12 protein-coding genes are annotated in these 12,377 nt (G+C 58.9%); 10 read left to right on the top strand and 2 right to left on the bottom strand.

Going from position 1 to position 12,377, the window contains the following annotated elements; genetic code table 11:
* Positions 1–1,040, top strand: a 1,040-nt coding sequence (locus B4F73_RS10090) for an endo-1,4-beta-xylanase (protein ID WP_290483176.1), incomplete at its 5' end; no start/stop codon positions are given.
* A gap of 138 nt (positions 1,041–1,178) precedes the next feature.
* Positions 1,179–2,228, top strand: a complete 1,050-nt coding sequence (locus B4F73_RS10095) for a LacI family DNA-binding transcriptional regulator (protein WP_290479168.1) — start codon at positions 1,179–1,181, stop codon at positions 2,226–2,228.
* Positions 2,229–2,239: 11 nt separating this feature from the next.
* Here the strand turns inward: B4F73_RS10095 and B4F73_RS10100 are convergent, their stop codons facing one another.
* Positions 2,240–3,127 (bottom strand): aldose 1-epimerase, encoded by an 888-nt coding sequence (locus B4F73_RS10100; protein ID WP_290483177.1) that lies wholly within the window; start codon positions 3,125–3,127, stop codon positions 2,240–2,242.
* A 224-nt stretch (positions 3,128–3,351) separates the two neighbouring features.
* Between B4F73_RS10100 and xylB the strand changes: the two genes are divergently transcribed.
* The 4 genes from xylB (at position 3,352) to hisC (ending at position 8,515) form a co-directional block, all read left to right on the top strand.
* Positions 3,352–4,797, top strand: a complete 1,446-nt coding sequence (xylB, locus tag B4F73_RS10105) for a xylulokinase (protein ID WP_290479166.1) — start codon at positions 3,352–3,354, stop codon at positions 4,795–4,797.
* Positions 4,798–4,810: 13 nt separating this feature from the next.
* The gene (gene xylA, locus B4F73_RS10110) at positions 4,811–6,157 is read left to right on the top strand and encodes a xylose isomerase (protein WP_206992996.1); all 1,347 of its coding nucleotides are present in this window, start codon (positions 4,811–4,813) and stop codon (positions 6,155–6,157) included.
* A 173-nt stretch (positions 6,158–6,330) separates the two neighbouring features.
* A complete protein-coding gene (locus tag B4F73_RS10115; protein WP_206992997.1) occupies positions 6,331–7,374 on the top strand; it encodes a LacI family DNA-binding transcriptional regulator in 1,044 nt (347 codons plus the stop codon).
* 52 nt (positions 7,375–7,426) lie between these two features.
* A complete protein-coding gene (hisC, locus tag B4F73_RS10120; protein WP_290483178.1) occupies positions 7,427–8,515 on the top strand; it encodes a histidinol-phosphate transaminase in 1,089 nt (362 codons plus the stop codon).
* On the opposite strand, the gene panC is transcribed toward hisC, so the two are convergent.
* A complete protein-coding gene (gene panC, locus B4F73_RS10125; RefSeq protein ID WP_290479163.1) occupies positions 8,499–9,368 on the bottom strand; it encodes a pantoate--beta-alanine ligase in 870 nt (289 codons plus the stop codon). The two genes, hisC and panC, sit on opposite strands and share 17 nt — an antisense overlap.
* 101 nt (positions 9,369–9,469) lie before the next feature.
* Between panC and B4F73_RS10130 the strand changes: the two genes are divergently transcribed.
* The 4 genes from B4F73_RS10130 to B4F73_RS10145 form a co-directional block, all read left to right on the top strand.
* Entirely contained in the window at positions 9,470–9,919 is a 450-nt protein-coding gene (locus tag B4F73_RS10130; RefSeq protein WP_290479162.1) for a hypothetical protein, read from the top strand.
* Between the two features lie 40 nt (positions 9,920–9,959).
* A complete protein-coding gene (locus B4F73_RS10135; RefSeq protein WP_051607668.1) occupies positions 9,960–10,847 on the top strand; it encodes a division plane positioning ATPase MipZ in 888 nt (295 codons plus the stop codon).
* 97 nt (positions 10,848–10,944) lie between these two features.
* Positions 10,945–11,937 carry an amidohydrolase family protein gene (locus B4F73_RS10140; RefSeq protein WP_290483179.1) on the top strand — a complete coding sequence of 331 codons (993 nt, stop codon included), beginning with the start codon at positions 10,945–10,947 and terminating at the stop codon, positions 11,935–11,937.
* 45 nt (positions 11,938–11,982) lie between these two features.
* A partial coding sequence (locus B4F73_RS10145; protein ID WP_290483180.1) for a tRNA-ribosyltransferase family protein occupies positions 11,983–12,377 on the top strand: 395 nt, incomplete at its 3' end.

The following is a 12,377-nucleotide window of genomic DNA, read 5'->3' on the forward strand; positions in this document are numbered from 1 at the left end:
CCGTGCAACTTGGGACTGGTTCCGAGCCGTTGAAGGATTTGGCCGCCGCAAAGGGCATCCGTTTCGGCACGGCCATGGATGTGCGCGAGGTCTCCGATCCAGCTTATCTCGATATTGTCTTGCGAGATTGCGCCGTCATCGTAGCCGAAAACGAACACAAGATGTACACGATTCAGCCAACCCCGGATGCCATGAACTGGACGCCGGGCGATACGCTGGTGGCGTTTGCGAAAGCGAACAATCTCGGTATGCGGGGCCACACTCTGCTGTGGCAGCATCCGCAATGGCTCCCGGACTGGATCAATGACTCAGATTTTGCGAACGCCTCGGAAGCGGAGGCCGTCCTGGGCGGTTACATCACAGCGGTGGCGTCGCGGGATGCTGATTTCATCTATTCCTGGGATGTCGTGAACGAGACTATTGACCCGAAAACCGGCGATATCCGTGAAACCTCTTTTACCCGAGTCATGGGGCCGGACGTATTGGAGTTCGCGTTCCGCACGGCACGCGCAGCAGCGCCGGACGCAACGCTGGCGTACAACGACTATATGAGCTGGGAGCCCAGCCACGAAAAACATCGCACAGGCGTGCTGCGCATGCTCGAGCGTTTGAAACGCAACGGGGCACCCATTGATGCACTTGGCATTCAAAGTCATTCCAATGATGCGCCGCCTTCGGCCTTTACGCCGACCCAGCAAAAAATCTGGCGGGACTTCGTGGAAGAGGCCATCGGTATGGGGTTGGACATCTACCTCACCGAATTCGATGTGAATGACTCGATGATGGCTCCTGGCATTGTTCAGCGCGACCAGGAGATTGCCGCGTTTACGCGGGACTATCTCGACATGATGTTCAGCTATCGGGAGACCAAGGATCTGTTGATGTGGGGTCTGGCGGATAGTCACAGCTGGTTGCAGGGATTCAAACCGCGCGAAGACGGGATAGAGAAACGACCGACTCTTTACGATTCCAGCTATCGCCCCAAGCTGATGCGTGACGCTGTCGCGGCCGCGCTCAAGGCTGCGCCAACCCGTGCGTGAACTGCGCCACATTACCCCATCTGGCTGAATCGTCTTGAAAAAATTACATAAAGGCTTGAGGTTTGGGTGTTAAGTCGGCGCAAGACATAGAATGAAAAGCAGGACGGAAACCCTGCTCACGGGATAAGAAGAACAAGTATGTCCGAAAAAATTACAAAGTTGGGACGTCGCCAGCACGCGACCATCAAGGAGGTCGCCGAACTCGCTGGCGTTTCACAGATGACGGTCTCGCGTGTGCTCAATCGCCGGGATGTCGTGCGTGAAACTACCCGGGCGCGTGTTGAAGATGCCATCCGCGAACTGAAGTACCGACCGAACTTACTCGCACGTAGCCTTGCGGGTGGGAGCTCCCTGTTCATCGGAATGATTTTCAACAACCCCAGCAACTCCTATCTCAGTGAACTGCTCATCGGTGCGATGAACCGCTGCCGGGAAGCGGGGCACCATCTGGTGCTTGAGGATTTCTCCTCATACCAAGACCCTTCCGATGTAGATGAGCTTGTGGGCCGCGTCAGCGGCGCCGGTCTGGACGGCATTCTCGTCGTTCCCCCGCTCAGCGAAGATGACCTCCTGCTATCCAGGCTGGAGGAGGCGGGCATTCCTTGCGTCCTTATTGCCCCAAAAACTCCGCCGAAATCCGGAACAAGCCTCGCGATCGACGACGAAGCCGCAGCCAAGCGCATGACGGAATATCTGATCGCACGTGGCCATACTCGGATCGGCTTTGTGATTGGCGCCGAAGACCAGATATCGTCGCATCGCCGCTATAGCGGGTTCCAGCTGGCGATGAAGGAACATGGCCTCGACATTGATCCAAATCTCGTCCGGCGCGGTCGGTTTACGTATCGCAGCGGCATGGAGGCGGCCGACAGGATGCTGGATCTCGCCGACCAGCCTACGGCCATCTTTGCCAGCAATGATGACATGGCCGCCGGCGTGATCGCGTCGGCTTTCCGTCACGGTAAGCGCGTGCCGGAAGACATTTCCGTGGTCGGATATGATGACACGCCCATCGCCAGCGCGATCTGGCCGCAGCTGACTACTGTGCGCCAGCCAATTGCGGAAATGGGCTATCAGTCCGTCGATTTGCTTGCTGCGTTTATTTCGGACCACGAAGCCGAGCTGGGCGAGCTGAATCCGATTCTGGATGTTGCGATCATTGAGCGGGATTCGGTCATCAAAGTCTGAAGTCAGACGCCTTAGATCTCGCGAATGGTCAGGCTTATCTGAGCCGACAGCGTTTCACCGGGCTCGAGGCTATGCAGCCCTGTCAGTTCGGCCGGATGCTGGCTGTTCACCGAGTCGGGAGCGTGGCTTACAGGTTCAACGCAGAAGAACTCCTGTTGCTTCGGCGTGTAGATCACCATGTGACCAAGCTCTGCGTCCGAGACCATTTCTACGCGCAGGTTCCGGCCTGGCCATTCGATACAACTTATCTGGTCTGACACGGTGAAGGCATTGTCGAGGTCGAGCTCATCAACGATACGCCAGTCTGACAGATCGGCACCAGCGGCTGGCATAACCAGCCTGTCGGGGATCATGCCCTCATCCGACATCCAGACCCGGTCGACCGGTACTTTCACGCGCGCATCCAGACGGGGAAAATAGGGGTGCCAGCCAAGCCCCGCGGGCATGGAGTCGTCCCCGTGATTGGTCAGGCGAAGCATCAGGTCCAGACCGTCATCCCGCAGCCTGAAGTCCTGCTCCGCGCGATAGGCCCACGGCCAATCTTCGGGCCTGTAGTCAAACACCAGTCGTGCATGATTGCTGCCATGCTCTGCAACCTGCCAGGCCGCGTGCCAGGCCTGGCCGTGAATGGCGTGCGGTTCTGGAAGGAAGTTCGGTGCGAGAGACACATCACGGTCATTCCACGCAAAACGGCCTTCGGAAATTCGGCCCGAGAACGGAAAAAGGGGGAAGCCCGCAGTCTGTAGCGGGCTTTCATCCGCAGTGCGCGCAAATGGACGCAGAATGTCCTGGGCCATGTAGGTCAAGCCGCCCACACTGCCGCCAAGGTCGGGCAGCAAGGTCAGCTTCATGGCTTTGGTTTCGAGTATGAGGCGCGACAGCGCTGTTGAATCGGCCAAACCCCGGTCTCCCTTATCCGCAAGTGTTGGCTAAAAAGCATGCTAACGCTAACATGGAAAGTAGGATCGGTCTTTTCACCGGTACTTGACGCTGCGACAGAGGCGGATCTGCTGCGTCTCGGCAAGTTGATATTCCGCTCTTGCGATGGCAAAGCTGAAATGATAGCGGTATCATTTAGTGGACAGCCGCACTCAGACGGGCTGCCAGGGAGGACATTCGGAACGTGTTTCTAGGGATCGACATAGGCACATCCAGCGTGAAGGCAGCGCTGATTGATGAGGCAGGACGCCAGGTTGAAGTCAGCCAGGCGGAACTTCCGATTTCGCGTCCCAAACCCCTCTGGTCTGAACAGAATCCATCTGATTGGTGGACCGCCACGAACATGGCCGTCGCCAAGCTGGACGTGAACCGCCGTCATCGGGTGAAGGCGGTCGGCCTGTCCGGACAGATGCACGGTGCGACGCTTCTGGATGAATCTCTTGCTCCGATTCGGCCGGCGATCCTCTGGAACGACGGGCGCAGCTTTGAAGAGTGCCGCGACCTTCAAAAGAGTACACCAGCCTTTGTGTCCAAGGGCGGTAATCTTGTCATGCCTGGTTTTACCGCGCCGAAACTCGAATGGGTGCGCCGGCATGAGCCAGGTGCATTCGAGAAAGTGCACAAGGTACTCCTTCCCAAGGATTATGTCCGCCTTCGGATGACTGGCGATCTCGCCTCCGACATGTCGGATTCCTCGGGCACGCTCTGGATGGATGTCGAGGCGCGGACCTGGTCAGAGGAATTGCTTGCCGCTTGCGGTCTCACGATCGACCATATGCCAAAGCTCTATGAAGGCCATGAAGTGACCGGTGTGCTTCGCCAGGAAGCGGCTGAAGCATGGGGCATGGACCGCGTGCCGGTGGTTGCTGGCGGCGGCGACAATGCGGCCGGAGCGGCGGGTGTTGGCGTGATCGATGAGGGTGAAGCGCTGCTGTCGCTCGGTACGTCCGGCGTGATTTTCGTGGCGGGGAATACGTTCCGCTCAAATCCCGATTCTGCGGCGCATGCATTCTGTCATGCTTTGCCGGATCGGTGGCACCTGATGTCGGTCATGTTGAGTGCAGCGAGCTGCCTCGACTGGGCCGTCAAACTGACCGGGACATCTGACGCGGGAGAGCTTGTGAAGCTCGCCCAGACAGAGGCAGGCCTAGCCGGGTCTGAGCAATTCCTCCCCTATCTGTCTGGCGAGCGCACACCTCATAACAATCCCCATGCGTCGGGTGTCCTGTTCGGTCTGACCCATGATTCCGGGTCTGCGCAGATCGGCCAAGCCGTGCTTGAGGGAGTCGCCTTCGGTATGGCGGATGGTTTCCGCGCCCTTGTGGAATCGGGTGTGGACGTACATTCGATCTCAGTTATCGGCGGCGGCGCACAATCCACTTATTGGGGGCGTATCCTGTCTGCTGTGCTGGACCGCCCGATGGTTTACCGCGACGGCGCGGCCACTGGCCCGGCCTATGGCGCTGCGCGCCTGGCTCGCTACGCCAGCATGGGCGGTTCAGTCGAGGAAATGTTCGAAGCACCCGAAGTGCTGCAGATTGTTGAGCCAAAAGAAAGCGACCGCGACCGGCTGGCCCCGAAATACGAGAAATTCGGTACACTGTACCGTATACTGAAAGATGCCTTCTGAGGAGAGTAAAGACATGGCTGATGGACAGATCAATGTAGGCGGCGAACCCGTCTTCAAGGGCATCGACCCAATCAAGTTTGAGGGACCAGACAGCGACAACCCGCTGGCTTATCGTTATTACAACAAGGACCAAATGGTCATGGGCAAGCGGATGGAAGACCATCTGCGCATGGCTGTTTGCTATTGGCATACCTTCTGCTGGGATGGCTTTGACGTCTTTGGCGGTGGCACGTTTAACCGTCCTTGGCACGGTGCCGCCAATGACCGCGCCGCAGCTGACGCGAAGATGGCCGCAGCTTTCGAATTCTTCAGCAAGCTCGGCCTGCCTTACTATTGCTTCCACGACGTGGATGTCACTGAAGACTCTCCGACACCGGACGATCTGTCGAACAATCTCAAGCGCCAGGCCGACCGTCTCGCAGCCTATCAGGAAGCGACCGGCATCAAGCTGCTCTGGGGCACCGCCAACCTGTTCAGCAATCCACGCTTCGGCGCCGGTGGCCTGACCAATCCGAACCCCGAAGTCGCCGCGGTTGCGGTCCGCCAGATCCGCGACTGTATGGAGGTGACGCAGGCGCTTGGCGGCGAGAATTATGTGCTCTGGGGTGGCCGCGAAGGCTATGACACCCTGCTGAATACTGATCTCGACCGCGAACTCGGCAATTTCGGTCGCTTCCTCGCAATGGTCGTCGATCACAAGCACAAGATCGGCTTCGAAGGAAAAATCCTGATCGAGCCGAAGCCGCACGAGCCGATGTATCACCAGTATGATTTCGACTCCGCGACCGTCTATGGCTTCCTGAAGCGCTTCGGCCTCGAAGATGAAGTCCAGGTCAATATTGAGCCGAACCACGCCACACTGGCAGGACACAGTTTCGCCCATGAGATCGCCACGGCTGTCTCGCTCGGCATCATGGGCTCGATCGATATCAATTGCGGCAACTACCAGAATGGCTGGGATACCGACCAGTTCAATCTCGACATCCGCGACATTACGCTGGCGCTGATCGAATTGCTGCCATCCGGCGGCCTCGACACCGGCGGCTTCAACTTCGATGCCAAGGTGCGCCGTCAGTCAAGCACGGTCGATGACTTGTTCCACGCCCATGTCGGCGGCGTCGACGCGCTGGCCCGTGCGCTTTTGTCGGCGGCCGACATCCTTGAAAAGGGCGAGATCGCCAAGCTCAAGACGGAACGTTATGCTGGCTGGGAGAATTCCGACCTCGGCAAGATGATGCTGTCAGAAGGCGCGAGCCTCGAAAGCATCGCCAACAAGGCCGTCGAGTCGGGTGTAAATCCGTCCCATACAAGCGGACGTCAGGAAATGCTGGAAAACCTCGTGAACCGCAGCCTGAAATAAACTGAACAGCGGCAGGCCTTGCCGGGCGTAATGAACGCGGGCAAGGCCTTGTCACTGTAGGGAAAAAGAAGCTAGGTTTGTCCGCCATACCCCTATGAGCGGACAAACTAGCTGGCGGCGGATTTCTGCTGCGCGATTGGCTTGCTCACAAGGGTTCTAACCGAGGAGCCGCGATGACTGACGGGCTAAAAGCGCATAGGACTTCCGGACATGTCCGGCCTGCCACCATCATTGATGTTGCCCGCGAAGCAGGCGTGTCCTTCAAGACGGTCAGTCGCGTGCTGAATGGCGAGACCAATGTGCGCGAAGAGACCCGTTTGAAGGTGCTCGAAGCCGTCAAGACGCTGAACTATCGGACCAATCACAATGCGCGCAATCTGCGGGCTCGCCATAGTCACATCATTTGCCTTTTCTATGCGAACCCATCACGCAACTATATTGGTGAAGTTCAGTTGGGCGCCCTGCAACGCTGCCAAGCCTATGGTTATAGCCTTATCACCGAGGATTGCAGCGACAATCATACATCGCTGCTTGCGCTGAGGGCTGAAACCAAACTGGCCGGAGCGATCCTGACGCCGCCATTGTCGGACGATAAAAACCTTATCTCTGAACTCGAAAATCGCGGTATTCCATTCGTTCGAATTGCGCCCGCAGAAGACGTCGAACATGGTCAGGATGTCGCCATCGACGATGCTGCGGCTGCGCGAGAGATGACGGAGTATCTGATCGGACTCGGCCATCGGCGGATCGGCTTCATCAAGGGGGCCGATTCTCATGCGCAGGCTGTCCGGCGTTTTGCCGGTTACCGGCAGGCACTGGAAGAAGAGGGCATCTCCCTCGATCCTGATCTAATCGAGGATGGTGATTTCGCGTTTGACTCCGGTGTCTCATGCTCTGAGAAACTCTTGTCATTGCCTGACCGTCCGACCGCGATATTTGCGAGTAATGACGACATGGCTGCCGGTGTGCTCGCGACGGCGTATCGCCGCCAGGTGAATGTACCAGCCAACCTTTCCGTCGTGGGTTTCGACGATACGCCGCTGGCCACGACAATCAGTCCGTCCTTGACGACGATTTACCAGCCAAGTCGCGAACTTGCTGCAGAGGCCGTCAGCATGTTGCTGGAAGAGGCTGCCCCTACCGGCGATGCGCCCCGCCACAAGTTGCTCGAATACAAGTTGATGCTACGGGAATCCACTGCCGCGCCACGCGCATGACGCGCAAATCGCGAGTTTCCCAGTCAGCCGCTTTCGTGTAAGTCGCGCGGCGATGACCAAGATTACGCCTCTTCCGCATATCGCCCAGACCAAGCCCTATGTGCCCGGCGGCAAGCTCGCTGGCGCGAGTGGCTCCGTCATCATGCTGGCCTCCAACGAGAATCCGTTCGGCCCCAGCCCGAAAGCCATTGAGGCGATGAAGGCGGTGGCGGGCGATGTGCACGTCTACCCTGATCCGGAATATCGTGCCCTGCGGGAGACGATTGCCGAGGCGGTCGGCATTGCCGATTCAAGCCGTGTGATGGTTTCCGCGGGGTCTGACGAGATCATTCACTTGTTGACCCAGAGCTATGCCGGACCGGGCGACGAAATCCTGTTCACCGAGCACGCCTTTTCCATGTATCGCGTTTCGGCATTGTCGCACGGCGCAACGCCAGTGACTGTCCCGGAAACCGATCTGACCGCGGGCGTCAACGCCATCCTTGGCGCGGTCTCGGAGCGGACGAAAATCCTGTTCCTCGCGAATCCGAACAATCCGACTGGCACGATGCTGCCCGTCGAGGCGCTGGAACAGCTGCAGGACAGCCTGCCGCATGTCTTGTTCGTCGTCGACGGTGCCTATGCCGAATATGTCGGCCCGGAATATGAAGCGCAAATTCGGGACCTCGTGGACCGGAAAGCCAATACGGTGATGATGCGGACCTTCTCCAAGATTCATGGGCTTGCGGCCTTGCGTCTTGGCTGGGGGTACATGCCTGCCGAGATCGCTGAGACCTATCAGCGTATTCGCGGCCCCTTCAACGTGAATGGTCTCGCTGTGGCAGCCGGCATGGCCAGCATTCAGGATACCGACTTCCTGACGAAAAGCCGGGACCATAATACCGACTGGCGCGCCCGCATGACCGCAGCCTTGAATGCGATGGGCCTTCCGACCCCGCACAGCGACGCGAACTTCGTGCTGCCGGAGTTCGGCTCCTCAGAGCGCGCTGCGGCGGCGAACGACTTCCTCAAGGCGCGCAACATCCTTGTCCGCGCTGTTGGGGGCTACGGCCTGCCGGAACGATTGCGGATTACAGTCGGCTCGACCGACGACAATCAGGCGGTCCTGGACGCGCTGAAAGAGTTCACCGCGTCACGCTGATATTGTCGATCAGGCGCGTCTTTCCGAGCCATGCCGCGCCGAGCAGCCGCGCAACCGTGCCAGATGACAGGGGCGCGTCGGGCAGGTCTTCCAGGGAGGCTGGGTCGACGAGGCTGACATAGTTCATCTCCGTGAATCCGGACGCCATGATCAGGCGCCGGGCTTCTTCCAGCACGTCTGACGGCGTCGCACCCAGCGACAGGCGGACCGAGGCCCGGTGCAAAGCGGCCTGCATCGCCCCGGCTGCGCGGCGCTGTTCGGGCGAGAGGTAGAGATTGCGCGAAGATTGCGCGAGCCCATCACCATCCCGCGTGGTTTCGCCACCAAGAATTTCGATTGGAAAGCCGAGGTCTTCCACCATGCGCCGGATGATCTGGAGCTGCTGGTAATCCTTCTCCCCGAACACGGCGACATCCGGCTGGACGTGCAGGAAGAGGCGAGCCACCACGGTCGCGACGCCATAGAAGAAGTGCGGGCGGTAGATCCCGTCCAGCAGGTCTGACATCTGCTCGACGCGGACATTGGTGCGGGTGCCCTCCGGATACATTTCCTCGACCGTAGGCAGGTAGACGAGATCGCATCCCGCCGAATCGAGTTTGGCCCGATCGGCCGATTCGTCGCGCGGATATGTGTCGAAATCCTCGCCGGGTGCGAATTGTGTGGGGTTTACGAAGATGCTCGCGACCACTTTTGTCACTTTGGTGCGTGCCTTCTGCACAAGGGAAAGGTGCCCCCCGTGAAGGGCGCCCATTGTGGGAACAAATCCAATAGTTTCACCGGCTTGGCGCCATGCTCGAATCTGTTGTTGCAGCTCGGCCCGCGAGTGGACGGCCTCCGTTAACTTACCTGTCATGGAATTCACTATGAAAACTTCCCGTATGAGGATTGTTTAAAACGTCCCGCCAAAGGATTTCGTAAACGCGTTGTTAACCCATTCGGAGGAATTTCAAACTCATGACACATCGCATTCTCGCTCCGCTAAAAACCTTCGCGCTTTCTATCGGTCTCCGACTGGCAGCAGGCAAGTCCAGACTCGCTGAAACGGCTGTTCCAGAGCCGATCCGCGAATATCTGAACCCGAATGCGGTCGACGAATGGATGTTTGATCGCGACGGCAGCCCGGTAACCGAAGCGGCAACGCTTTATTCCCGCGACTTCGGACGTGTCTCAAATACGCTTTCCAGCCTTCGCGCATTGCTCACTGACATTGCGGCACATGCCCCCGTCAGCGCCGAGCTGCCCTTGCAGGCTGCCTTTGGTCCAATCATGTCGGACGATGTCCTGTTCGATGGGGAGCCGATGGCTGCGCATTATGGTGACGTACCGGCTGAAGACGCTGATCTCTTCATGGACGTGGTTTCCAGCAGCAAGTCTGCTGGCGCCGAGATGTCTCACGTCGCCTGAGCCCTAACGAACTGAAATACCTCTGAAGGAGTCGCCCGTAATGCCCGCTGATGGATTCGCCCCGCTTGAAACGGTTAGCGGCCCGGACCTGTCAGCGCAGCAGCGCGAGGCCCGCGTCATTGTCGTGGGCAATGAAAAGGGTGGAGCGGGCAAGTCGACGGTCTCCATGCACTTGTCCGTCGCTCTGATGCGGATGGGCAAGAAGGTTGGGGTTATCGATCTTGATGTGCGTCAGCGCAGCCTCACCCGATATCTCGAAAATCGTCTCCGCTGGATGCAATCCACCGGTGCGAAACTTCCGATGCCGGAGATCGTGCGCGTGGATGCTTCGACAGAGCGCGATCTCGACAAGGCTGAATCCGAGGAGACCCAGCGTTTTCTCAGCAGCGTGGCGCGCCTCAAGAAAGCCTGCGATTTCATCATCATCGATGGTCCTGGCGGTGACACCTATCTCTCGCGTCTTGCGCATGTGAACGCAGACACGCTGATCACGCCGCTGAATGACAGTTTCGTCGATTTCGACCTGTTGGGCGATGTGAACCCGCAGACGCTCGAAGTATTGCGCCCGAGCTTCTACTCAGAAATGGTCTGGTCCTGTCGCAAGAAGAAGGCCCAGACGTCGCGCCGTCCGATTGACTGGATCGTGATGCGCAACCGCATGTCGCCTCTGGCGGCACGTAACAAGGAGCGCGTCGGCGAAGCGCTGACCAACCTGTCCAAGCGGATCGGTTTCCGCCTTGCGCCAGGCCTCTCTGAGCGCGTGATTTATCGCGAACTGTTCCCGGCCGGTCTGACCCTGCTGGATCTCACGGAGAAGGGCTCCAATATCTCCTTCACCATGAGCCATGTTGCCGCCCGTCAGGAGATGCGCGATTTGCTGATCATCATGCAGCTACCAGAGCTGGTCGGCGCCGAAATCGAATTCTGATCTGTTGGGAAATGGATTTTATGAAAGGCCAGCCTCGGGGGCTGGCTTTTCGCGTTTCAGGGGCTCACACTCCTCCTAAAAACAGGAGGAAGCGCAGATGGTGTTCAACAATAGCGGCTGGCTGGCGCAGGTTCAGGAAGATATTGTCGATCCTGATCGCGAGATCATCGATCCGCACCACCATCTCTGGCCCCAGGCGGACATGTACTACCATGTGCCGGAATTCCTCGCTGACCTGACCAGCGGGCACAATGTTGTCCAGACCGTGTTCATGGAGTGCGGTGCGGCCTATCGCGAGGATGGACCGGATCATCTCAAACCCGTCGGCGAGACCGAGTTCGTGGCCGCCGCTGCAGCCGAAATGAAGGCGAAGGGCGGTCCCTATATCGCAGGGATCGTCGGGCATGCCGATCTTCGGGGGCCGCATCTGGAGGACGTGCTCGACGCTCACAGGGACGCTGCCAACGGCCTGTTCCGTGGCATCCGTCATGCGGGCTCACGTGATACGAGCGGCGCTACGTTGCGCATTCCAGGCCGGGCGCCTGAGCGTCTCTATGCGGATGAAGATTTTCGCCGGGGCGTGCAATTGCTGGGCGAGCACGACCTTTCCTATGACACATGGCATTATCACCACCAGAACCGGGACTATCTCGACCTGGTGAAGGCGGTGCCGAATACGACCATGGTGCTCGACCATTTCGGGACGCCCATCGGTATCGGCCCCTATGCCGACAAGCGCGAAGAGATATTCGAGCAGTGGCGGGACGACATGGCCGACCTGTCCCATTGCCCGAACGTGGTGGCGAAACTGGGTGGGCTTGCCATGCCAGACAATGGCTGGGGCTGGCATGAGCGCGAAACGCCGCCGACCTCGGACGAATTCGTGCTGGCCCAACAGCGCTATTACGATCACATGATCGACTGTTTCGGTGCAGCCCGCTGCATGTTCGAGAGCAACTTCCCGGTGGATCGCTGGTCCATCAGCTACCCGGTCCTGTGGAATGGCTTGAAGAAGATCGCCGCCAAATACTCCGAAGTGGAGCAACGCGCGCTGTTCACGGAAACCGCGCGGCGCATCTACCGGCTGTAGCCACGCCTAGGCAGAGGCCTGCATTGACTTTATAGGCCTCGGCCCATGACGACATTTCCATTCGAGATCAAGGCGACCGAGGGCAAGGCCCGTACGGGCACGCTCAAGACACCGCGCGGCGAAATCCGCACGCCGGCCTTCATGCCTGTGGGCACGGCCGGCACGGTCAAGGCGCTCTATATGGACCAGGTAAAGGAGGCCGGGGCGGATATCATCCTCGGCAACACCTATCATCTGATGCTGCGACCCGGCGCAGAGCGCGTGAAGCGTCTCGGCGGCCTGCATAGCTTTGCGCACTGGGACGGCCCGATGCTGACCGACAGTGGCGGCTTTCAGGTCTGGTCGCTCGCGCAATTGCGCAAGATGGATGCCGATGGTGTGACCTTCCAGAGCCACATTGATGGCTCCACGCATAGGCTGACGCCCGCGCGCAGCATCGA

The organism is Hyphomonas sp. UBA3601, from assembly GCF_002375605.1.
In the GTDB taxonomy this organism is placed as follows: domain Bacteria; phylum Pseudomonadota; class Alphaproteobacteria; order Caulobacterales; family Hyphomonadaceae; genus Hyphomonas.

Bases quoted from the DNA above. Each gene is read 5' to 3' on its own strand.
- B4F73_RS10115 (WP_206992997.1), top strand. From the start codon at position 6,331: ATGACTGACGGGCTAAAAGCGCATAGGACTTCCGGACATGTCCGGCCT.
- hisC (WP_290483178.1), top strand. From the start codon at position 7,427: ATGACCAAGATTACGCCTCTTCCGCATATCGCCCAGACCAAGCCCTAT.
- panC (WP_290479163.1), bottom strand. From the start codon at position 9,368: ATGACAGGTAAGTTAACGGAGGCCGTCCACTCGCGGGCCGAGCTGCAA.
- B4F73_RS10130 (WP_290479162.1), top strand. From the start codon at position 9,470: ATGACACATCGCATTCTCGCTCCGCTAAAAACCTTCGCGCTTTCTATC.
- B4F73_RS10095 (WP_290479168.1), top strand. From the start codon at position 1,179: ATGTCCGAAAAAATTACAAAGTTGGGACGTCGCCAGCACGCGACCATC.
- xylA (WP_206992996.1), top strand. From the start codon at position 4,811: ATGGCTGATGGACAGATCAATGTAGGCGGCGAACCCGTCTTCAAGGGC.
- B4F73_RS10135 (WP_051607668.1), top strand. From the start codon at position 9,960: ATGCCCGCTGATGGATTCGCCCCGCTTGAAACGGTTAGCGGCCCGGAC.
- B4F73_RS10140 (WP_290483179.1), top strand. From the start codon at position 10,945: ATGGTGTTCAACAATAGCGGCTGGCTGGCGCAGGTTCAGGAAGATATT.